Origin of the sequence: Paraburkholderia monticola, from assembly GCF_001580545.1 — a bacterium.
In the GTDB taxonomy this organism is placed as follows: Bacteria; Pseudomonadota; Gammaproteobacteria; order Burkholderiales; family Burkholderiaceae; genus Paraburkholderia; species Paraburkholderia monticola.
The window spans coordinates 18,981-40,276 of sequence record NZ_LRBG01000031.1 but is presented as its reverse complement, the minus strand read 5'-3'; the positions used below and the strand labels follow the sequence as shown (position 1 = coordinate 40,276).

Annotated in this window: 18 protein-coding genes and 1 pseudogene; 7 read left to right on the top strand and 12 right to left on the bottom strand. The window is 63.1% G+C overall.

Annotation, left to right across the window (positions count from 1 at the left end; all coding sequences use genetic code 11):
- Window positions 1–38: 38 nt before the first annotated feature.
- A complete protein-coding gene (locus CI15_RS19695; RefSeq protein WP_062130036.1) occupies window positions 39–971 on the top strand; it encodes an NmrA family NAD(P)-binding protein in 933 nt (310 codons plus the stop codon).
- A 22-nt stretch (window positions 972–993) separates the two neighbouring features.
- Window positions 994–2,346 carry an epoxide hydrolase gene (locus tag CI15_RS19690; RefSeq protein ID WP_062130034.1) on the top strand — a complete coding sequence of 451 codons (1,353 nt, stop codon included), beginning with the start codon at window positions 994–996 and terminating at the stop codon, window positions 2,344–2,346.
- A gap of 30 nt (window positions 2,347–2,376) precedes the next feature.
- On the opposite strand, the gene CI15_RS19685 is transcribed toward CI15_RS19690, so the two are convergent.
- Together CI15_RS19685 and CI15_RS19680 are read right to left on the bottom strand one after the other, a co-directional pair.
- Complete coding sequence (locus CI15_RS19685) at window positions 2,377–3,549, bottom strand: thiolase family protein (RefSeq protein ID WP_062130032.1); 1,173 nt, start codon at window positions 3,547–3,549, stop codon at window positions 2,377–2,379.
- A 23-nt stretch (window positions 3,550–3,572) separates the two neighbouring features.
- On the bottom strand, window positions 3,573–4,874 hold the full coding sequence (locus tag CI15_RS19680; protein ID WP_062130030.1) for an MFS transporter: 1,302 nt from the start codon (window positions 4,872–4,874) through the stop codon (window positions 3,573–3,575).
- 243 nt (window positions 4,875–5,117) lie between these two features.
- On the opposite strand from CI15_RS19680, the gene CI15_RS19675 reads away from it, so the two are divergent.
- Window positions 5,118–5,879: an SDR family oxidoreductase gene (locus CI15_RS19675; RefSeq protein ID WP_062130029.1), complete on the top strand. Its 762-nt coding sequence runs from the start codon at window positions 5,118–5,120 to the stop codon at window positions 5,877–5,879.
- Between the two features lie 11 nt (window positions 5,880–5,890).
- The gene (locus tag CI15_RS19670) at window positions 5,891–6,694 is read left to right on the top strand and encodes an enoyl-CoA hydratase/isomerase family protein (RefSeq protein ID WP_062130027.1); all 804 of its coding nucleotides are present in this window, start codon (window positions 5,891–5,893) and stop codon (window positions 6,692–6,694) included.
- On the opposite strand, the gene CI15_RS19665 is transcribed toward CI15_RS19670, so the two are convergent.
- The gene (locus tag CI15_RS19665) at window positions 6,691–7,596 is read right to left on the bottom strand and encodes a LysR substrate-binding domain-containing protein (RefSeq protein ID WP_062130025.1); all 906 of its coding nucleotides are present in this window, start codon (window positions 7,594–7,596) and stop codon (window positions 6,691–6,693) included. The two genes, CI15_RS19670 and CI15_RS19665, sit on opposite strands and share 4 nt — an antisense overlap.
- 6 nt (window positions 7,597–7,602) lie before the next feature.
- On the opposite strand from CI15_RS19665, the pseudogene CI15_RS35495 reads away from it, so the two are divergent.
- Window positions 7,603–9,258 (top strand): annotated as a pseudogene (locus CI15_RS35495) (CaiB/BaiF CoA-transferase family protein); the annotation flags it as partial.
- A gap of 248 nt (window positions 9,259–9,506) precedes the next feature.
- Here CI15_RS35495 and CI15_RS37740 read toward each other — a convergent pair.
- The 4 genes from CI15_RS37740 to CI15_RS19640 all read right to left on the bottom strand — a co-directional run bounded on the left by CI15_RS37740 (window position 9,507) and on the right by CI15_RS19640 (window position 13,899).
- On the bottom strand, window positions 9,507–10,847 hold the full coding sequence (locus tag CI15_RS37740) for an MFS transporter (RefSeq protein ID WP_062130023.1): 1,341 nt from the start codon (window positions 10,845–10,847) through the stop codon (window positions 9,507–9,509).
- Window positions 10,848–10,935: 88 nt separating this feature from the next.
- The gene (gene leuD, locus CI15_RS19650) at window positions 10,936–11,574 is read right to left on the bottom strand and encodes a 3-isopropylmalate dehydratase small subunit (RefSeq protein WP_062130020.1); all 639 of its coding nucleotides are present in this window, start codon (window positions 11,572–11,574) and stop codon (window positions 10,936–10,938) included.
- Window positions 11,567–12,985, bottom strand: a complete 1,419-nt coding sequence (gene leuC, locus CI15_RS19645) for a 3-isopropylmalate dehydratase large subunit (protein ID WP_062130018.1) — start codon at window positions 12,983–12,985, stop codon at window positions 11,567–11,569. The genes leuD and leuC overlap by 8 nt, the downstream gene beginning before the upstream one ends.
- 35 nt (window positions 12,986–13,020) lie before the next feature.
- Complete coding sequence (locus CI15_RS19640) at window positions 13,021–13,899, bottom strand: alpha/beta fold hydrolase (protein ID WP_062130016.1); 879 nt, start codon at window positions 13,897–13,899, stop codon at window positions 13,021–13,023.
- Between the two features lie 116 nt (window positions 13,900–14,015).
- Here CI15_RS19640 and CI15_RS19635 point away from each other — a divergent pair, with 116 nt between their 5' ends.
- Entirely contained in the window at window positions 14,016–14,942 is a 927-nt protein-coding gene (locus CI15_RS19635; protein ID WP_062130014.1) for a LysR family transcriptional regulator, read from the top strand.
- Between the two features lie 70 nt (window positions 14,943–15,012).
- The gene (locus CI15_RS19630; RefSeq protein WP_062130012.1) at window positions 15,013–15,471 is read left to right on the top strand and encodes an MEKHLA domain-containing protein; all 459 of its coding nucleotides are present in this window, start codon (window positions 15,013–15,015) and stop codon (window positions 15,469–15,471) included.
- A 39-nt stretch (window positions 15,472–15,510) separates the two neighbouring features.
- Here the strand turns inward: CI15_RS19630 and CI15_RS19625 are convergent, their stop codons facing one another.
- The 5 genes from CI15_RS19625 to CI15_RS19605 form a co-directional block, all read right to left on the bottom strand.
- On the bottom strand, window positions 15,511–16,623 hold the full coding sequence (locus tag CI15_RS19625) for a porin (protein WP_062130010.1): 1,113 nt from the start codon (window positions 16,621–16,623) through the stop codon (window positions 15,511–15,513).
- 116 nt (window positions 16,624–16,739) lie between these two features.
- Window positions 16,740–17,816 carry a hypothetical protein gene (locus tag CI15_RS19620; RefSeq protein WP_161950045.1) on the bottom strand — a complete coding sequence of 359 codons (1,077 nt, stop codon included), beginning with the start codon at window positions 17,814–17,816 and terminating at the stop codon, window positions 16,740–16,742.
- Between the two features lie 68 nt (window positions 17,817–17,884).
- Window positions 17,885–19,138, bottom strand: a complete 1,254-nt coding sequence (locus tag CI15_RS19615) for an MFS transporter (RefSeq protein ID WP_062130006.1) — start codon at window positions 19,136–19,138, stop codon at window positions 17,885–17,887.
- 81 nt (window positions 19,139–19,219) lie between these two features.
- Window positions 19,220–20,380 (bottom strand): DUF5624 domain-containing protein, encoded by a 1,161-nt coding sequence (locus tag CI15_RS19610; protein ID WP_062130004.1) that lies wholly within the window; start codon window positions 20,378–20,380, stop codon window positions 19,220–19,222.
- A 19-nt stretch (window positions 20,381–20,399) separates the two neighbouring features.
- Window positions 20,400–21,287, bottom strand: a complete 888-nt coding sequence (locus CI15_RS19605; protein ID WP_162842055.1) for an amidohydrolase family protein — start codon at window positions 21,285–21,287, stop codon at window positions 20,400–20,402.
- Window positions 21,288–21,296: the final 9 nt, after the last annotated feature.

Here is a 21,296-nt window from a genome sequence, read left to right as displayed (position 1 = left end):
TACATAAACAGGATTTTTTTCCCTGAAAGGTAAGTGATATGACATCGAACCCTGCTCATGATCGGCCCATTCTCGTGACGGGCGCCGGAGGCGCGATTGGCGGAATCGGCCGCAATGTGACAACGTCATTGCTGGCGAAAGGCTATAAAGTGCGGGCGCTGGTGCGCAAGGAAGACGATCGCGCGAGCGAGCTGCGCCGTCTTGGCGCCGAAGTGGTGGTCGGTGATCTGACCGATCTCGCCTCGCTGCACCGCGCGATCGAAGACTGTTCGCGCGTCTATTTCGGCATGTCCGTCTCCCCGGCGTATCTCGAAGCAACCGTCAATTTCGCTGCCGTGGCGCGTCATCATGGCGTCGAAGCCATCGTGAACATGTCGCAGATGACAGTCACTGAAATGAGCATCACGGAGACGACTGACAGCCCCCAGCATAAACTGCACTGGCTCGCTGAGCAGGTTTTGCAGTGGTCGGGGCTGCCCGTCGTCACGGTACGGCCCACGGCGTTTCTCGAGAGCTTCTTCCTGACGCTTGGCGCAGCCGGCGTGCGCGACAACGACGAACTTGCACTGCCGCTCGGCAATAGCAAGACGTCGCCCATTTCAGCCGTTGACGTCGCGAACGCGGTTTCGGTGATTCTCGAAGACCCTGCGCCCCATATCGGCAGGATCTATAACCTGACTGGTCTTGAATCAACGGATCTCGAACAAGCCGCGCGGGTCTTTTCAGACGCGCTCGGCCGGCCGATCCGTTACCGGAATGTGGACGTCGCGCCGTGGTCGGACAAATTGCGCGAACTCGGCATTCCCGCTCACGTCGTCGCTCACCTGACCGTGATGGCCGACCTGCACGTTCAGGGACGATACGACCGCATGACGAACGACCTGTTCGAACTCACGGGCCGCAAACCCATGAGCATGTACGACTTCGTGAGACTGCACATCGCAGACTTCTCGCGCAACGCGACACGCTGATCCAGGGCAGGAGAACGATCCCATGTCAGAAGACACACCTCGATCCTCATCGCGCCGGCACTTTGTCGGTATGGCCGCCGCAGTGCTCGCGGCAGGCTCGCTGAGCCGGCTCGCCTTTGCGGAAACGAGCCCGTCCATCGGCGTGATTACCGAACCCGCGAACGGCGACAAGACGGCGCTCCGGCCGTTCCGGGTTCATGTCCCCGACTCGCAGCTCGCCGACATGCGGGGCCGCATCAAGGCCACGCGCTGGCCGGATCGCGAGACAGTGCCCGACGAATCGCAGGGCATTCAGCTCGCGACCATTCAGGGACTCGCGCAATATTGGGCAACGGGCTATGACTGGCGCAAATGCGAAGCGCGGCTGAACTCGTATCCGCAGTTCATCACCGAGATTGACGGACTCGATATCCATTTCATTCACGTGCGCTCGAAGCACGACAACGCGATGCCGTTGATCGTGACCCACGGCTGGCCCGGCTCGGTCATCGAACAGTTCAAGATCATCGACCCGCTCGTCAATCCGACTGCCTACGGCGCGCCGGCTTCGGATGCTTTTCATCTCGTGATTCCCTCCTTGCCCGGTTACGGCTTTTCGGCGCGACCTACCACAACGGGCTGGGGACCGGAGCGCACCGCGCGTGCGTGGGTCACATTGATGAAACGCCTTGGCTACGAGCGCTTTGCTTCGCAGGGCGGCGATCTCGGCGGGATCGTCACGAACATCATGGCCAAACAGGCGCCGCCCGAACTGATCGGCATTCATGTGAACTTCCCCGCCGCCGTTCCGGCGGATGTTCTGAAGTCGCTTGCCGCTGGCGACCCGATGCCTGCCGGCTTATCGGACGACGAAAAGCACGCGTATGAGCAGTTGAGTGCCAACTTCAAAAAGAAGCGCGGCTACGCTTTCGAAATGGCCACGCGCCCGCAGACGCTGTACGGACTCGCGGACTCGCCGGTGGCGCTGGCTTCCTGGCTGCTCGACCATGGCGACGGCTACGGCCAGCCCGCGGCGGCGTTGAGCGCAGCCGTGCTCGGTCATCCCGTCAACGGTCATTCAGCCGGCGCGCTGACCCGAGACGACATACTCGACGACATCACGCTTTACTGGCTGACCAACACCGGCATTTCGGCGGCGCGCTTCTATTGGGAGTCGCACGCGAATTTTTTCCTCGCGGCCGACGTCAACGTGCCTGCCGCAGTGAGCGCATTTCCGGGAGAAAACTACCAGGCGCCGAAGAGCTGGACCGAAAAGGCCTATCACAACCTGATTTACTTCAACAAACCCGAAACGGGCGGGCACTTCGCGGCATGGGAAGAACCGATGATCTTCGCGAACGAAGTGCGCACGGGGTTAAGGCCTTTGCGCGGCTAAAGTGCGAAGCGCGCCGACACCCTGGTTAGCTTAGGTCGACAGAATGGTGACGAGAGCGACAGCGGAATCGCCGGCCAACTGACCACCGTTGTTTTCGGCGAGCGCCACCTTCGCCCCAGGACGTTGGCGCGCGCCCGCTCTACCGCGCAACTGCTGCGTGAGTTCGACGATCTGCGCCACGCCCGTCGCGCCCACAGGATGACCACGCGACAGCAATCCGCCGCTCGGATTCACGGAAACGCGTCCGCCGATATCCGTATCGCCGGAGCGAATCAGCTTCGGCGCATCGCCGGGGGCGCAAAGGCCGAGATTCTCGTAATGAATCAGCTCGGCCGGCGCCGATGCATCGTGCAGTTCGACGACATCCACGTCTTCCGGTCCAATGCCGGCCGCCTCATACGCCTCTCTGGCCGCGCGCACCGCGACCAGTTCGCCCGAGCCGTCGGCCTTCGCGGAGACGATCGAACTCGCACGGATGAACACCGGCGCGATGTCGTGCTTGCGTGCATAGTCTTCCGAGCAGATGAACAGGGCCGCGCCCCCATCACCGATCGACGAACACATGAACAGCGTCAACGGATCGCTGACCATGCGGCTCGACAGGACTTCATCGACGGTCGTCTCCTTGCGGAACTGCGCGAGTGGATTCAGCGATCCCGCGCGGCGGCTCTTCACGACGACGCGTGCGAAATCGCTCGCATCGGCGCCGGTTCGCTTCATCCACTTGCGGGCTTTCGCTGCATAAAGATCCATGAACAGCGATCCGGTGCCGGTGGTGACGCCTTCGGGCAACGGCTCTTCGAGATCGACCGCTTTCGCGAATGCGCCGAATGAAATCGCCTTGTCTTCGTGCGATAACTTCTCGACCCCGACGACCAGCGCCGTTTCCGACTGCCCCGACGCGACCGACCACCACGCGAGATTGAGCGCCGTACTACCCGAGGCGCACGCGTTCTCCACGTTGAACATGGGTTTTCCATCGAGTCCAGTATTGCGCAACGACGCTTGCGCACGAATCATTTCCTGTCCCGTCACGACGCCCGCCGCGGCGTTGCCAAAGAAAATGCGCTCGACGTCGTTCACGCTCGCGCGCGCATCCTTGAGAGCAGACGCGACCGCTTCCTCGGAAAGCGACTTCAGATTGCGTTCGAGGAACTTCCCAAATGACGTCATGCCGACGCCGCCAATGACTACTTCTCGCATTGCTGTCTCCTGAGGAAAATGCATCAATCGAGGATCTTTCCGCGCGTTTCCGGCATACGCGCATACACGACGAAACCCACCGCGCACACGAGTGCCACGTAGATCCACAAGTACTTCGACAACCCCGAGTTGGACATCGCGGTGACGATGTACGGCAGCGTGCCGCCAAACAGCGCCGCGGATATCGCATAGGGCAGTCCGACACCGGTGGCGCGCACGTGCGCGGGAAACTGCTCGGCCATCACGGTCGCGCAGGTCGCGGCGAAGCCCGATGACAGCACCATGCCGATCGTGACGATCACGGTCGCATTCCAGAAGTTGTTGGAGAGCAGGCTCAGTGCGGGCCACGCAAAGAGTGCCGAGCCGCCGGCGAACACAAGCAGAACCGGCTTGCGTCCCACGCGATCCGACAACATGCCGAACAACGGAATCGCGATCAGCGATACCACGATGGAAATCACGCTCGCCCGAAACGCAGAGGAAAGCGGCAGGCCGGTTCTCAAATGCGCGAGCGTCGGAAATAGCACGAGCCAGAGATAGATGCAGAGATTGCCCGCCATCGCGATGCCGACCACGCGCAGCGCAGCGCGCCAGTGATCGCGCACGATCGAGATGAACGGATGGCGCGACTGCGCGTGCCTCGCGACCTTGCGGAACGCGTCGGTTTCGGCGACCGCGAGCCGCACCCAAAGTGCGACGAAACCCATCGCCCCCGCGATGCCGAACGCGATTCGCCAGCCGTATTCCGCCATCCCGGACGGCTCGATGAACGAGGTCAGCAGCGCGCCGACCGAGGCGGCCACGAGCACGCCCGCGTTGACCGCAAAGTGCTGCCACGAGCCCGCGAAACCGCGCCGCGAAGGCGCCGACGATTCGATCAGAAACGTCGCCGCGGAGCCAAACTCGCCACCCGCCGCAAAACCTTGCACGAGCCGTGCAAGAACGAGAACGACGGGTGCGGCGAAACCGATTGATCGATATCCAGGGCACGTCGCGATCACGAGTGAACTGCCCGCCATCAACGCCACCGACAACGCGAGGCCATTCTTGCGCCCACGTCGGTCCGCGTAGGCGCCGAGCAATGCGCCACCGATCGGGCGCATCACGAAGCCGACGGCGAACACCGCGAAGGCCGACAGCAACGACACGCGTTCGTCGTGCGCGGGAAAGAAATGCCGCGAGAAAAGCGAGGCAAACGTCGCGTAAATGATCCAGTCCGTGAACTCGACGATGGTGCCGAGCGTCGCCGCGACGATGGCTCTCTTCTGCGCTCGCGTGAGCGTCACCGAGGAGGGTTCCGCTACGCCCGGAAGGGTGGTTTCCATGCTTGTCTCCGTGTCTGTCGATGTTGATGCCCGGCGGCACATGACCGCATCCTAGGTGTGCTGAAGCACGCTGGACAACCGACTTTTTCTGCGCGTTCGATTGATTTTTTCTGTATCGAAGACGCCCACTCTCGATTGATCAAATGTCAATCGAAGCCGCTAAAAATGTCGTTTGAAGTGGATGGCTCGCGCGCCCTAGCATGGAATCCATGAATTGCAGACTGGATTGAACGGAGACATGTCATGAACGCTTCACTTGATTCAACCGAAGTCGCGATCGTCACAGGCGGCGCCCAGGGCATCGGCCTCGGGATCGCCCGGACGCTGGCGCGTCAGGGACGGCGCATCGCGTTGTTCGATCTCGATTGCGCGGCGCTCGATCAGGCGTGCACCGAACTGGCGGCTGCTGGCGTCGAGGTCATCGGCCTGCCGGTCGACGTCACGAACAGCGAGGCCGTCAATGGAGCTGTCGATACCGTGATCGAGCGCTTCGGGCGCGTGGACATCCTGGTGAACAATGCGGGCATCGTGCGCGACAGGCGCATCACGAAGATGAGCGACGACGACTGGGACATCGTCATCGGCGTCAATCTGAAGTCGCAGTTTTTGTGCTGCCGCGCGGTGCTCGCACCGATGTCGACCGCGCGCTATGGGCGCATCGTCAATATCGCGTCGCGCGCGTGGCTCGGCGGCGTCGGACAGTCCAACTATTCGGCGTCGAAGGGCGGCGTAGTCAGCCTCACGCGCAGCCTCGCGCTCGAATGGGCCAGCGCGGGCGTCACGGTCAACGCCGTCGCTCCGGGCATCGTCGATACCCCGCTCTTTCGCACCTTCGATCCCGCGCTTCAGGAGCGTTTGCAGAAGTCCGTGCCTGCGCAGCGCATTGGTACGCCCGACGATATCGCACAAGCCGTGTCGTTTTTCGCCCAGCGAGAATCCTCGTACATCACGGGGCAAACGCTCTACGTGTGCGGCGGACGTTCGCTGTCCTCGCCCAGCGTTTGACGGAGCGGATCATGACCATTCACTACGGCAAGTCGGAGCACGTCGCGATCGTCACGCTGGATCGCCCAGAAGCGCTCAACGCACTCGACCTCGACAGCCTCAAGGCGCTGCGCGCAGCGCTCGCCACCGCACGCGACGACGACGACGTGCGCGTGATCGTCCTCACAGGCGCCGGAAGCAAGTCGTTTTGCGTCGGGGCCGACCTCAAGAACACGCTGCCGCCGCAAACGAGTTTTGCCTCGTCTTTCGTGAGACCCGTCGATCGCGCCGCCGCCGAAGGCATTTACGTGCGGATGATGGACCTGACGTCGCTGCGCCTGTTCAAGCCGCTCATCGCGGCGATCAATGGTTATTGCCTCGGTGGTGGACTCGAACTCGCGTTGCAATGCGACTTGCGGATTGCTTCGGATACCGCAATGTTCGGCTTGCCCGAGCCGGTCGTCGCGAGCATTCCGGCGGTGTGCGGGATACAGGCGCTGCAAAAGGCCGTGCCGTCCGCCATCGCGATGAAGATGCTGTACACCGGCCTCCGGATCGACGCGGCTTACGCCGAACGCGTGGGTCTCGTTTCCGATGTCGTCGGTGCAGCGGTGCTGATGGACACGGCCCTTCAAATGGCGAACACGATCGCGGCCAACGGCCCGCTCGCGGTGCAGATGATCAAGAAGATCGTCGAGACGAGCAGCAACGTGCCGCTTGCGCAGGCGATCGAATTCACGGAACTCGCGTGGGGCGCAATGCGCGATTCGGAGGATCGAGTCGAAGGGCGCGTCGCGTTCGCTGAAAAACGCAGTCCGCGTTTCAAGGGGCGTTAAACGTCGGGCGATGCGGCGCTCACGGAGAGAAGCCAGTCGCGAAACGAGGCGAACTCGGGCTTCTGCAGATGTTCGTGCGGATACACGAGGTAGTAAGTGAACGCGCCGAGATCGAGCACGAATGAGAACGGCGTGACGAGCGTGCCGTCGCGCAGCTGATCGGCAACGAGCACGCGCTGCGCGATCGCGACGCCGTGTCCCTGAACCGCCGCGGCGTAGGCGAGCACCGAACTTTCGTAGCTGAGGCCGCCAAGCGGATTCACGCCGCGCACTTCGGCTGCATCGAGCCATTTCGCCCAGTCCTCGCGACGCGCCAGCGAATGTAGAAGCGTGACCTTCGAGAGCGCAGCGGGCGTGGCGTCGTTGAGATCGGGATGCGCGCGCAGGAAGTCGGCGCTGCACACGGGCACGAGTTCGTTAGGCACGAGGCGATCGGAGCCTATGTCCGACGATGGCGCATGCGAGAGGCGAATCGCGGCATCGACGTCTTCAGTCTTGAAGTCGACCGGTTGCAGCGAGGTCGTAAAGATGACCTCGATATCCGGGTGGTCGCGATGGAAGGTGGAAAGACGCGGCAGCAGCCAGTTCATGGCGAATGTCGTGTAGCCGCGAATCTTCAGCGTGCGGCGGCGACGCGCCTCGGTGAGATTGATGGTCGCGGTTCGCATGGTTTCGAAGCCACGCACGATGTCGGCAAGATAGCGCTCGCCGACCGCCGTCAACGTCATCGAGCGATGACCGCGCTCGAACAGCTGCATGCCGAGCTGGTCTTCGAGCAGCTTGATCTGCCGGCTGACGGCAGCGGGCGTGACGTTCAGCTCGTTGGCCGCGAGCTGCACGCTGAGCAGACGGCCGCAGACCTCGAAGGCACGCAGCGCGTTGAGTGACGGAAGGGTTCGCATCGAAAAATGGTAGCACGCAGCGAATGCGCATTGTCGGTGCGAAGCAACACAGACAGACTCAAGGAGACAATCATGTTGAACGACGTGCGGATTCTGGCATGCGGCATGCGCGAGGCCGTCGAACTGAGCGCTAGCGTGCTCACGCAGGCCGGGGCTCGGATCACGTATTCGGACTCGGTGTCGCTGGGCGACTTCGCGTACGACGTGGCGATCGTGTCGTCCGATACGTGCTCTGCGGCGCAAAAGCGTGTCATCGCACGGCTCAAGGCATCGGCCGATACGATCGTCTGCGACATCACGGCAATGGGTCTTCAGCGCACGAGCGAGAACACCGTGTATTCGGATACGCAGATCCAGGCGATGAGCGGCCTGATGGACACCACCGGTTTTTCGGATGGAGGGCCCGTGCGCATCGGTGTCCCGTTCAGCGAGATCTCCGCGGCGCTCTATGCCTCGGCGGCGATCGCCGCGGCGCTGCGCGTCAGGCGCATGTGCGGTCTGAACCAGAATATCGACGTGAGTCTGTTCGGGTGCGCCGTTGCTGCGCTCACGACGTTTCTGCCCGCGGCACTCGTGGGCGATCCGGTTGGACGCATCGGCAACCGGCACCCTTCCTGCGCACCCTGGAACGCGTACCGAACACGCGACGGCTGGATCGTCATTTGCACGAGCACCGAGGATCAATGGCGCAAGATCAAGGGCGCGGCCAGCGAGCCCGATCTGGAGAATGCGCGCTTTTCGAGCCTGAGCGAACGCGTGCGGCACGTCGAAGAACTCGATGCCTTGCTGGAAACGTGGACTTCCACGATGACCACGGCGGACATCTCGTCGCTTTGTGAGCGTCTCGGGATACCGGCGGGACCGATCGTATCCGTCGAAGAACTTGCGCGTGAGCCGAATTTTGCCCTGCGCCATCGAGACGCCGCGGCGTGTATGACCCAGGCTGCAATCCGTAGCGACACCTATCGCCAAGTATCGTTGTTTCGCGAGTCGCCCTTGTCCAACGGAGCGCGTGCGGCCACCAGCACTCGCGCGGACTTCGATCTGAACGCAGGTCCGCTCACCGGCGTGAAGGTGATCGAAATCGGTCAATATACGACCGCTCCGCTCGTCGGCAAACATCTTGCGGCCCTCGGCGCCGATGTCGTGAAAGTCGAGGCGCCAGAGGGCGAACTCTCACGCACCTGGTCGCCGGGACAACGAGGCACGAGCTATTTTTTCGCTCTGAACAATACGGACAAGCGGACCCTGTCGCTCGACCTGAAAAAGGAAGATGACCGCGCGTACCTGAAGACTCTGCTCGCCGACGCGGATGTGCTCGTCGAAAATCTTCGGCCCGGCGCGCTTGCCAAGCTCGGATTCGATCGCGAGACGCTTGCCGGGATCAATCCACGCCTCATCTACTGCTCCATCTCTGGATTCGGCGTCTGTAGCGCCTATCCGGCGAGGCCCGCATTCGATACGGTGATCCAGGCGATGAGTGGCCTGATGGATCTGACGCGCAGCGACGGTCAACCGGTCAAGATCGGCGCATCGGCTGCGGATATCCTCGGCGGACAGGCGGCCCTCTTTGCCATCGTCGCGCGTCTTTCGGCGCTATCGAGCGACGAGGGCAAGTTCATAGAAATCGCAATGCAGGATGTGGCCGCATGGTCTGCGCTTTTCGCAGCAGGGAACCAGCGCTCAGCACTCGCCACCGAAAGCGACGTGGCGAGCATTCAAACGTTGATCCAGGATGCCGCGTTTCGCGACGATGCGTTGAGTACCGCCATCGACCCGAACGGCGACGTCTGGCCCGTGCCCAAGCTTCCGTATCGACTCTCGCGCACCGCGGCGAGCGTGCGTTCCGTGCCCGGCGCGCCGGCGCGTCCGACGTGTCCGACGTGTCCGGAAACGACGTCGCTAGCCCTTCAACACGGGCCGGCGGTATCCGTACCGGGTTGCAGCTCACCGCGCCGGGCACGCAGTCCGAACGAATACGACAGCACCGCAGAAACGAGCAGTGTCGCGCTGACGAAATACAGCCCCAGGGAGTAATCGCCGCTCATATCGCGCAGCCTGCCGATCACCATCGGACCGATCGTGCCGCCGATCAGGCTCCCCATCGCGTTGATCAACGCAATGCCCGTCGCCGCGGCGGAACCCGATAGAAACTGCGTCGGCATGCTCCACAGCGGTGGCTTCGCCGCATTGATGCCGAAGTTGGCGATCGAGAGTCCGATGATCAGCACGAGCGCGCTCGTCGCATGTCCGGACATCAGCATCCCAATCCCGGCCGCCAGACACGCAATCGCGACGTGCAGACGGCGTTCGTTCGTACGATCCGAATTGCGCGCCCACAGCACCATCGTGACAACCGCGAACAGGTTCGGGATCGCGTTGACGAGACCCAGCTCGAAGTAACTGAACCCGAACCGGTGAATGATCATCGGCGCCCAGATGCCGATCGCGTACAGCCCGGTCGACGTCCCCGCATAGACGAGCGACAGCAACAGCACGCGAGAATCCTTCACCGCGTCCCAGATGCTCGACTTGCCCTGCGCGGCTCTGGCGTCGCGCTCGCGCTGCATCTCGCGCGAGAGCCACTGCCGCTCCTGCGGCGCGAGCCAGCGCGCGTCTTCCGGCTTGTCGGTCAGGAAAAAGAGCGTTGCGATGCCGAGCAGCACGGTCGGCAGACCCTCGGCGATGAACAGCCACTGCCACCCGTGCAGATGCGCGACGCCGTTCAGGTCCATCAGCGCACCCGAGATCGGCGAGCCGATCATGTTCGACAGCGGCGCCGCCGCCATGAACATCGCGGTGACGAATGCGCGATGTCGTGCCGGGAACCAGTAGCTCAAGTACAGAATGATGCCGGGGAAAAAGCCCGCTTCGGCGAGGCCGAGCACGAAGCGCAGCGTATAGAAGCTGGTCGGCCCACTCGCGAATGCGGTGGCCGCGGACAGCAGCCCCCAGACCACCATCAGCAGCGCGATCCAGCGGCGGGCGCCAACCCGCTGCAGCGCGAGATTCGACGGCATCCCGGCCGCGATATAGCCGACGAAGAAAATCCCCGCGCCGAAGCCGAACATCGCCTGCGTGAGGCCGATGTCGTGATTCATCGTGATGCCCGCGAAGCCGACGTTCACGCGGTTCAGGAAGCTCATGAAGTACAGCAGGATGATGAACGGCGTGATACGCCGCGACACCTTGCGTACGACGCTGCGCTCGAACGTGGTGTCATCCTGCGGACCGACTGTGGCAAAGCTCATATGTGTCTCCTGCCGTCGTGTGCATTGCATCGACGGTCTGGTTATCAGTGGGTGGCCCGCGCCGTGCAGCGCGAGCCTCGTTGCCTGCCTACACGCGTTTCTGCTGCGCGGGCAGATCGATGCGGCACCACGGCTGCGCCGCCCAATGACGGGCCTCGAATGCGTCGATCGCAGCCGCGTCGCGCAGCGTCATGCCGATCGTGTCGAGCCCTTCGAGCAGCATCCGTTTCTGGCGTGCCGGCAGCGAGAACGCATAGTGCCGGCCTGAAGGCGTCGTCACGACTTCGTTGGCGACGTCGATCGACAAGCGCTTGTCGCTGCCGCTCTCGACTTCCGCGACCAAGGCCTCGATCTGCTCCGGTGGCAGCGTCACGAGCAAGAGCCGGTTGTTCGCCGAATTGAAGTAGAAGATCTCGCCATAGCTCGGCGCGATCACTGCTTCGAAACCGGCCTGCTGCAAGCCCCACACCGCATGCTCGCGACTCGATCCGCAACCGAAGTTCGAACCGCCCAGCAGGATCTTCGCGCCTTGATAGTCGGCACGGTTCAGCACGAACTCGTCGCGCGCCCGGCCGTCCGTATCGAAGCGCAGGTCGTACAGCAGCCCGCGCGCGAGACCGGACTTGTCGATGCCGAGCAGAAACTGCTTCGGCATGATCTGGTCGGTGTCGAGGTTGTTGACCGGCAGCGGCGCGGCAACGCCTGCAATCGTGAATGGCTCAGCCATGAGCGAACTCCTTGCGAACGTCGACGATGCGCCCCGCGATCGCGGCGGCGGCGGCCATCGCGGGACTCATCAGATGGGTTTTACTGTCGCGCCCCTGGCGCCCTTCGAAATTGCGATTCGTCGTCGATGCGCAGCGCTCGCCCGGTGCGAGCACGTCGTCGTTCATCGCCAGGCACATCGAGCAGCCGGGCTGCCGCCACTCGAATCCGGCGTCGATCAGGACCTGCGCGATACCCTCGCGCTCCGCCTGATCGCGCACCATGCCCGAGCCCGGCACGACCATCGCGCGCACCGTCGGCGCCACCTTGCGGCCACGCACGACCTCGGCGACCGCACGCAAATCCTCGATGCGCGCGTTCGTGCACGAGCCGATGAAGACGCGGTCGATCGGCGTGCCCTCGATTGGCGCGCCGGCCGGCAACGCGATGTAGTCGAGCGCCTTGCGCATCGTCGCGGCGTCGAGACCGGAGCCGTCGGCCGAGTCCGGAATACGGCCGTCGACCGGTATGGCCTGGTCCGGGCTCGTTCCCCACGTTACGTACGGTGCGACGCGCGTCGCGTCGAAACAGTGCTCGGCGTCGAAGTGCGCATTGGCATCCGAGCGCAATTGCGACCATGCGGCGCATGCGGCGTCGAGCGTCTTCGCATCGAGATCCCGCACCTTGCTGCGCACGTAGTCGAGCGTCGTGCGGTCCGGTGCGATCAGCGCGGCACGCGCGCCCGCTTCCACCGTCATATTGCACAGGGTCATGCGCGCCTCCGCGGACAGGGCATCGATGGCCTCGCCCGTGTACTCGACCGCGTAGCCGCGCGCGCCCTGCGCGCCGATCCGCGTGATGATGTGCAGCACGAGATCCTTCGACGTCGCTCCGGGCAGCAGCGTGCCGTCGACGACGATGCGCATGTCTCTCGCGACGCGATAGACGAGCGTCTGCGTCGCGAGCACGTGCTCGACTTCCGACGTACCGATGCCGAAGCCGAGCGCACCGAGCGCGCCATAGGTCGTCGTGTGGCTGTCACCGCACAAGACGACCATACCTGGACGAATCAAACCGATTTCCGGCGCGACGACGTGTTCGATGCCTTGCATCGGATCGTTGACGTCGAACAGATGAATGCCCTGCTCAACGCAGTTGCGGGTGAAGTTAGCGGCCTGCTTCGCGGCGTCGACGATCTCGATCGTGCGTGAGGGCACCGGCACCGGCCGGGACGGAATCACGTGATCGACGACACCCATCTGCTGGCGCGGACGTCGCACGCGCAAGCCTTTGTCGCGCAGCCCCGTGAAGGCCTGCGGGCTCGTGTACTCGTTCATGATGTGCAGATCGGCGTAGAGCAAGACGTGCTCCGCGTCGATGGTCGATACCGTGTGGGAATCGACCAGTTTGCGGTAAAGCGTTGATGAAGGCATGGTGAGGTCCGACTGAAAAGAAGCAAACGAACAAATCAGCGTTGCAGAAACGGGAGCACGCGGTCGAGCAACAACGCCGGCGCCTCTTCCGCAATGTAGTGGCCGCACGGCAACGCCTCGCCACTCACACGAGCGCTCCACCGACGCCACTCCGCCAGCGGATCGAAGCACTGCCCGACCACGCCGTGCGCTCCCCACAATGCGAGGAACGGACACTCGATGCGCTTGCCCGCCGCGAAATCCGCGCGGTCGTGTTCGAGGTCGATGGTGATCGAGGCCCGGTAGTCTTCGCAGATCCCGTGTGCGGTGGCCGGATCGGACAGGCAACGCAGATACGCCGCGTAGGCATCGGGCGTAAACGGGCTGAGCCCTGCGCTGCGTGCGCCGATGGTCTGCTTCAGATACAGGTCGGGGTCGGCGCGAATCAGCGTTTCCGGGAACGGTGCTGGTCGCACGAGAAAAAACCAGTGCCAGTAGGCACGCGCAAACTCGAATGAGGTTTGCTCGTACATGGCGACGGTCGGCGCGACGTCGAGCGTCACCAGTTGCGTCACCGCGTTCGGATGATCGAGCGCCATGCGCGCGGCGACGCGTCCGCCACGGTCATGACCAAGAACCGCAAACGACGTGAAGCCATGGCTGCTCATCAGTTCGATCTGGTCGAGGGCCATGCGGCGCTTCGAGTAGTTGGCATGATCGGCGGCACCCTGCGGCTTGCTGCTGTCGCCATAGCCGCGCAGATCGGCGGCGATCACCGTGAAGTGTTCGGCGAGTGCGGGCGCGACCTTGTGCCAGATCGCATGGGTTTGCGGATGGCCGTGCAAAAGCAGAAGCGCAGGGCCGCTTCCGCCTTTGACTGCGTGAATTCGAACATCGCCGGTCTGTACCGACGCCTCCGTGAAGCCTTCGAACATGCTTGTCTCCCAACGCTGTTTTGCAGTCTAATTGATGCCATAAGCGATTGGGTTTCCCAAAAAGCAATCCGGTCGTAACTTTCAGGAACGAATCACGCAAGCCGTGGAGTGACGCGATGGATGGCTTTTCCGATCTGAATCTGTTTGCGCTGGTGGCGCGCAATCGCAACCTGGCGGCTGCCGCACGCGAGCTCGGCGTGACACCGCCGGCCGTCAGCAAACGTCTCGCGCAGTTGGAGCAGCGCCTTGGCGTACGACTGATGAATCGTACGACGCGGCGTCTTTCGCTCACGCCGGAAGGCGAGCTCTATCTCGCGAACGGTTCCCGCATCCTCGACGAACTATCGGAACTGGAACAGCTCGTCACGCGCAGTCGTGCCGAACCGGCCGGCCTGCTGCGCGTGAATGCGTCGTTCGGTTTCGGGCGCACGCATATCGCGCCGGCAGTATCCGACTTCGTCGAGCGTTTTCCATCGATGAAGATCCAGTTGCAACTGACCGAGCGCCCGCTCAGTCTTCAGGAAGAAGGCTTCGATCTCGGCATCCTGTTCGGTGAAGTGCCGGACGCGCGCATCAACGCACGTTTGCTGCTGAAGAACCGGCGCATCGTGTGCGCATCGCCGGCGTATTTGAAGCGGCATGGCAAGCCGTCCGTGCCGCACGATCTGACGAGTCACGCGTGCATCGTGTTGCGCGAAAACGACTCCGCATACGGCACATGGCATTTCTCGCGGGGCAAGCGTGCGGAGACCGTGAAAGTCGATGGCGCGCTGTCCAGTAACGACGGCGGTACCGTGCTGCGATGGGCGCTCGATGGGCGCGGCATCGTCGTGCGCTCGCAGTGGGAGATCGGCGGCTTTATCGAACGCGGGGAACTGGTGCCGCTGCTCATCGAATGGGGACTGCCGAACGCCGATATCCACGCGATTTATCTGGAGCGCAACAGGCTGTCCACCAAGCTGCGTACGTTCATCGACTTTCTCGGTGAGTATCTGCAAGCCGCGGTCGGTCGGGATGTGGCAACGAACGGCGCGAAACCATGAGCCCTCGCTCGTAGATGCTGTATCGTGTGCGCCTTCACCGTCGAGCAGACCTCACGTCGAGATGTCCCGGATGATCCCACTCCAGTGCAATCCAGCTTTCTATCAGCTTCTTGCCGACAGCTACGCCCGGCTTCTCGGTCGCCCTCTGGTGCCGCAGGCCATGTCTGTGGTCGAAGCTGCAAAGTGGCTTTATGAGAGCGCCCCGTTTGCGGTGCTCGCGCACAATACAGCTTCGGACCCGGTCTTTATCTACGGCAACAAGGCCGCGCAGCGCCGCTTTGGATATAGCTGGGACGAAATCATCCAACTGCCGTCGCGACTCTCGGCCGAGGCCCCGAATCGCGATGAGCGGCAGCAGTTCCTTGCCCGGGTGCAGCGGCTGGGCTACGAGGCAGGCTACAAGGGCGTGCGTGTCACCAAGTCAGGCCAGCGCTTCATGATCGAGGAAGCCACGTTGTGGCAGCTTCTCGACGCGGACGGCAAACTACACGGCCAGGCGGTCGTCATCCCGCGGACGCGCGATCTCTGATAGCGGATGGCAAGCCCCGGTGACGATCGGTATGACGCTTCAGAACAACTTGCGCATGCCCACTCGTACCGCAACCGAAGAATTGCCCGTCCCCACATAAACGCCATTTTCGAACACCGGTGCCGACCCGCCGCCGAGGAATACAGGCGCGGCTCCACCCGACGCATGAAGCCATGTCGCGCTCGTGTAGACGTCGACGCTCTTCGAAAGCCAGTAGTCGCACAGCGCCGTTGCGTTCACCCACTTTTGCGAGCCGAGCTTGCTGTACCAGCCGCCCGCCATCAATATCGTCGCTGGCGTGAGATAGAAGGCCTCATTCGCCTCGTAGGTCAGCATCGAACCGCTGTCGCTGCCAATCTTGAAGTGCGTGTTGGTGAAGAGCAGACGCGTGAGGCTACGACCGTAGCGATAGCTTCCGCCCACGCCGAACGACGCGACGTTGTTCGCAATGACAGGCCCGGCGGGCAACCCGGGAAAGAATGTCGTGCCCGCCTGGGTCGGCCCGTTCAGACCAAGGTCGTGCGTGTTCGTATAGGCCATTCCCAGATTGAGTGGCCCGTTCGAATACCGCGCACCCAGCGCATACACGCGGCCCGTCCCCGCCGGCACCGATTGCGAGGGGAACGCATAGAGACCGCCTAGCGTCACGCCGGCAAATGTCGGCGACGTGTATTTGATGGCGTTGTTGATGTGCAATGTGCCTGCGAGATGGTCGAAGTCGCCCGGGTGCCACGCGTACTGACCAGCGAGCTGTCCCATCGCAAACTGTGTCAGGTTGTCCCAGACGAAGTCGTACTGCTTGCCAAAGGTCAACGTGCCCGCCGCGTCGTTCGACAATCCCAACCATGCCTGCCGGCTAAACAACACACCTGACTGAACCATCGTTCCGCTGTACAGGTTGAAGCCGTTTTCCAGGTCGAAGACGGCCCGCGTGCCGCCGCCAAGATCTTCCACACCGCGCAGACCCCAGCGATTCGACTGGATCGAACCATCGTTTGCGACGAACGTGGCATGCCCGTTGAGATTGCTGAAGTAGGTGATGCCCGCATCGATGATGCCGTAGAGCGTCACGCTACTCTGCGCATGGGCGGTCCCCAAGGTGCCGGCGCCGATCAGCGCGGCGGCCGCCGCTTTCGTCACGATTCTCTTCATTGCGTGTCTCCTTTGCTTTTTTTAGTCAAAACGATTCCCTCCCTCGTGCGAGGGAATTTCTTTCGGTGGGGGATGGCCCGGACTCTCCGGGCCCAATCGGAACGCGACGAGTCGCGCTAGGCGTCGAAGCGGTACAACGTCGACGCCACACCAAAGCGCTGCTCAGCGCTCAAGCTGTTGGCGACGGCGAGATAGCGCGTACCACCTTCCGTAAAACTGATGGCCGCCGTTGCCGCGCTCGTGTCGAACGTCTCGACGAGCGCGAACGTGTTCCCGGTCCATTCAAATATCTGCGATTCGCGTTCGACGACTGGTGCCTGGGGTGTGCCGGTGATAAAGCAGACACGCACGAGATAACGTCCGCGCTCGCTTTCAATGAGGCAAAGCTCGCGCCCTCCCGGCCCGCCCAACTGTTGCGTCTCGACAAAGCGCTCGCCGTCGAATCGATAGAGCGTGGTGTGCGCAAGCAGATTGACGTGCACCATCCAGCACTCGCCGTCCGCTTCGAAAAAGCGGAATGTTCGGCCGCCCTTCTCTTCGAAGCGCTGCAAGGTGACGAATTGCTCGCCGTTCCAGCGCATCACGGCAGAACCACTGACATGATCCGAATACGCCAGAAGATGCATGTCGCCGTGTTGGAAATCATTCCAGTCGTAGCCCCACAGGCCGTCTATCGTTTGGAACAGTTCGAAGCGCTCGCCATTCCATTCGAAGATCCGCGAACTGCGCGGGTGCGTTGCGTCCACGCCGTCAAGCGTCACGCCTTGCGCAAGCGCGAGAAATTGCCTTTCGCCGATCGCGAATGCGCGCCACTGCTTGGCCGCGAACGCCGCGAAGTGCTGGTGTGGCTCCCATGCACCATTGCGCCACTCATACAGTGTGGCCTGTGTATTGAGGTCGTACGGGCCTCGTCCCTGGCGAATTCCCGCTGTGGTGAGAAAACGCCGGGCGCCGATCTCGAAGTACTCGACATCCTCGCCGCCGCTCAACTGAAATGCGTCGAACTGAACGAAGCGTTCACCCTCCATGCGGAACAGTGGCGCCTCGATATCGCTGTCACCACCATTCATGTGCGGCGGCTCGCCGGGGATATCACGCGCGAGTTGCGCCACGGCAAGATAGCGGACGTCGTCGAGTTGCCAGGTCGCCAGCGCACGAGCACCTGTCGTTGCCAGCGCCTGGATCGGCGTCAAGATACGTTCGCTCATTGAATTCTTCTCCTATCCAAAATGACTGTCGTCGCACTGAAAGTCGGTATGACTCAATGCTTTCCGTCCGCGGCGACGAGCGGCGCGGCGGCGCCTGGCTCGCGGTCGCTGGCCATCTGCGCGCCACGGCCCCAGACGCTCGCGAGCGCAACGCCGCTAGCCGCGAGCAACGCCAGCAGGCCCGCGAAAACAAACAATCTGTCGAGCGCGACTTGATGCGCCAGCATCAGACCGCCGATCATCGGCCCGATGATCGAACCGAGCCGGCCGATCGCCATCGTCCAACCGACGCCGGACGCTCGTACCGCCGCCGGAAACAGTCGACTGGCGATCGCGGGGAACGTCAGCTGTCCGCCGACAAGAAAGGCACCCACGAGGAACAGCATGCCGAACAGCGTGTCGCCCACGCCGATCAGCAAACCGAGTGCGCCGGTCAACAGCGCGCCCCCGACGAACGACGCTGCCACCGGGCGGAACGGCTCGCGCCGGCGCACGACCCACGACAGCGCCAGCGCACCAACGATTGCGCCGACATTGAGAACGACCGCGCCGAGTGCCGCTCGAGCGGGTGGCACACCGTTGATGTTCAGGATGGTCGGAATGAAACTGACGAGGAATCCCGAAACGATCATGCTCGCCAGTACTCCGCACCAGAGCGCAAAAGCAGGTGCGGCCCGGCCCGCTGCGAGAATTGCGCCCAGCTTCGCATGGCCCTGAGCCCGAGACGCGAATGGAACTTCACGCGCCGGAATCAGCCACACCACCGGAATCAGCATGGCCAGCGCAAACGAACCGCCCATCGCGAACACGATCTGCCAGCCAAAGCGGGTCATCAATGCGGCCGAAATTGCACCACCCACGACCGCGCCGAGTGGAAAGCCGATAAACATCAGAATGACGAGCGATGAACGCTGCCTCGGTGACGCGCACTCCGCGGTGATCGCTGCAACCGGCGGGATCGCGCCGCCCATCCCGAGGCCACCGATAAAGCGCAGCAATGCAAGCTGCGGCGCCGAGCTGGCGAGCACGCAAGCGAGCGTGAGCAGTCCGGTGATCGCGAGCGCGACGACCAACGTCGGCTTGCGCCCGAAGCGATCGGCGGCAGGCCCTGCCGCGATCGACCCGATCACCGTCCCGATGAAGCCCGCGCCGAAAACCCGGCCCAGAGAGGCATGATCGATCTGGAGCGCGTGCGAAATCAGCGGGGCAACGAATGACAGCATCAACGTATCGAACCCGTCGATCATCGACACGGCGAAACAGACGAGCGTGACGAGCGCGGCGCGCTCGGTGGGACGGGCGTTCATGGTTGCGTCTCCTGCGGACGACGATCGTTGCGTCGCCCTTTCGTTATCGATAGATCTTTCGCCGTGACGAAGCGCGGCATGTCACACGCTGCCCGCCGAGGGATAGTCGACATCGGTGAAGCCCGGTATTGGCACTCGCGTCGGATCGTTATCGTTCGCATGCAACTGGTCGACGATATAGTCGGCCACGCAGTTGGAAAGCAGCTGTGCCGGATCTTCCATGATGCGGCGCAGCCGCGCGGTGGTCGCCGCGCGATCGCGCAGGTCCGTGATCGGCGGCATGCCGCCGGTCGTCTGCGGTTCGAAGCGATAGCCGGCCTGCTCGGGAAACAGCTCGCGGGCGACCTCGATGCTCGCACGCGTGTTGAGCCAAAGCAGCCGATAGTCCTGCTCGAGCTTCGCCAAACCCGCCTCGTCGGGTAACTGCACGACCGAAAACGACGGCGCGTGAGGCGCGACCAGCACGCGCTCGGGTAGCAACGCACGCTCCGACGCGCGCCACAGCAGGTAGCACATATTGTTCGAGGCCCAGGTCACACCGGCAGTCGGGCGTCCCGACTGCCCGCTCACCAGCGCCATCGCCCGGCTCCAATCGAGCCGCTGCTCGCGCAGCCAGTTGCCGATGCGGTACACGATATCGAGGTAGGCAAGCCCGAATGTCGCGAACATCACGTCGTTCATCGGTACGCTCACACCTTCGCCCCCACGCGGCGCGAAGAACTGCGCATTGAGTGTGTCGAAGCGCAGCAGCGCGGGGTCCTTCAACGCGCGCTCGAGCATGTCGAGCGACGCGCCGCACGTATAGTCGACGAGATCGACGATCTTCTGCTCGTAACCCGCAAAGCTCGCCAGGTTGACGTAGTCGCGCCACAGCGCCAGCGAGTTGGCGTCGCGCGTCTTTTGCACGTGGCCCAGCAACCGTCGTGCGTCCGTACGCCATTGCGCGTCGTCGCCGTCATCGGCTGCCAACTCGCGCATGCGCGCCAGATACGCCAGCGCGAGCGGCAGATGCGAGACCGCGGTCAACTCGATGAAACCGCGCGTGGATTTGCGGAAGCTCTCGATCCGCGGTGCTGCGCCGCCGCCTGGAAACAGCACGATGTCCGAGCCCGTCGACACGATCAGCGGATCGCGCGCCGCCCGTTGCGCCATTTGCATGCTCAGATGGGCACCGATGCTCTCCGGGTCGGATGTGAAAGCCCGAAACAGGCCCGCGAAGGCGGGATCCGGCTGATAACTCATGGTTGCCTCTCTCGCCACGTCAGAAGTCGAACAGGCGCGCCGGGTTGTCCGCCAGAATCGCGCGATGCACGGCTGCATCATCGGTCCACTGCGCAAGCAGGTTCAGCAGTTCACCCGTGTCGCGCGAGCCATCGGGAATATGCGGCCAGTCGGAACCCCAGATCACCTTGTGCGGAGCCGCCGCGATGATGCCCTTGGCCATCGGCGCGACCGCTTCGTAGCCACGGTGCTTCGCGATCCGGTACGGCGCGCTGAGCTTGAGCCAGCAGCGGCCGTCGCGCAGCAGGCCGAGCAGACGCGCGAAGTCGTCCTGCGTGAGGCCATCCTCTTCGAGCATGTACCCCATATGGTCGATCACGAAATCGGTCTGCACGTCCGCGAGGAACGGAATCAGGTTGCGCACGACCCAGCCCGGCGCGTAGAACTGCACATGCCAGCCAAGCGACGCGCAGCGCTTCGCCATGCGCGTGATGTACTGCTGGATTTCGGCCGTCGGCAACGCCGCGCGTGCGAACAGGTCGAGCCGCACCGCGCGCACGCCGGCTTTGTGGAAACGCTCAAGCGTCGCCGCGTCGGTATCCTCCTCGATCATCGCCACGCCGCGCGCGATCGATCCGGCCACTTCGAGCGCATCGATCATGCAGCGATTGTCGGTGCCGTAAAAGCTCGGCTGCACGATCACGAAGCGCTTGAGCTTCAGAACCTCCATGAGCCGCAGATAGTGCGCCAGCTTGCCGTCGGGCAGCGTGTAATGCGGGCGCTCGACGCACGGATAACGCTCGAGTGAGCCGAACACGTGCATGTGCGCGTCGCACGCCAGGTCGGGCACGGCGAACGCGGGGCGTTCGAGCGTTTGGCAATCGCGCATCGGCGTTGAGATAAGCGGAGTTTCCGTAGTGGTAGCCATGACTTCCCG

Bases quoted from the DNA above. Each gene is read 5' to 3' on its own strand.
- CI15_RS19695 (WP_062130036.1), top strand. From the start codon at position 39: ATGACATCGAACCCTGCTCATGATCGGCCCATTCTCGTGACGGGCGCC.
- CI15_RS19690 (WP_062130034.1), top strand. From the start codon at position 994: ATGTCAGAAGACACACCTCGATCCTCATCGCGCCGGCACTTTGTCGGT.
- CI15_RS19685 (WP_062130032.1), bottom strand. From the start codon at position 3,549: ATGCGAGAAGTAGTCATTGGCGGCGTCGGCATGACGTCATTTGGGAAG.
- CI15_RS19680 (WP_062130030.1), bottom strand. From the start codon at position 4,874: ATGGAAACCACCCTTCCGGGCGTAGCGGAACCCTCCTCGGTGACGCTC.
- CI15_RS19675 (WP_062130029.1), top strand. From the start codon at position 5,118: ATGAACGCTTCACTTGATTCAACCGAAGTCGCGATCGTCACAGGCGGC.
- CI15_RS19670 (WP_062130027.1), top strand. From the start codon at position 5,891: ATGACCATTCACTACGGCAAGTCGGAGCACGTCGCGATCGTCACGCTG.
- CI15_RS19665 (WP_062130025.1), bottom strand. From the start codon at position 7,596: ATGCGAACCCTTCCGTCACTCAACGCGCTGCGTGCCTTCGAGGTCTGC.
- CI15_RS37740 (WP_062130023.1), bottom strand. From the start codon at position 10,847: ATGAGCTTTGCCACAGTCGGTCCGCAGGATGACACCACGTTCGAGCGC.
- leuD (WP_062130020.1), bottom strand. From the start codon at position 11,574: ATGGCTGAGCCATTCACGATTGCAGGCGTTGCCGCGCCGCTGCCGGTC.
- leuC (WP_062130018.1), bottom strand. From the start codon at position 12,985: ATGCCTTCATCAACGCTTTACCGCAAACTGGTCGATTCCCACACGGTA.
- CI15_RS19640 (WP_062130016.1), bottom strand. From the start codon at position 13,899: ATGTTCGAAGGCTTCACGGAGGCGTCGGTACAGACCGGCGATGTTCGA.
- CI15_RS19635 (WP_062130014.1), top strand. From the start codon at position 14,016: ATGGATGGCTTTTCCGATCTGAATCTGTTTGCGCTGGTGGCGCGCAAT.
- CI15_RS19630 (WP_062130012.1), top strand. From the start codon at position 15,013: ATGATCCCACTCCAGTGCAATCCAGCTTTCTATCAGCTTCTTGCCGAC.
- CI15_RS19625 (WP_062130010.1), bottom strand. From the start codon at position 16,623: ATGAAGAGAATCGTGACGAAAGCGGCGGCCGCCGCGCTGATCGGCGCC.
- CI15_RS19615 (WP_062130006.1), bottom strand. From the start codon at position 19,138: ATGAACGCCCGTCCCACCGAGCGCGCCGCGCTCGTCACGCTCGTCTGT.
- CI15_RS19610 (WP_062130004.1), bottom strand. From the start codon at position 20,380: ATGAGTTATCAGCCGGATCCCGCCTTCGCGGGCCTGTTTCGGGCTTTC.
- CI15_RS19605 (WP_162842055.1), bottom strand. From the start codon at position 21,287: ATGGCTACCACTACGGAAACTCCGCTTATCTCAACGCCGATGCGCGAT.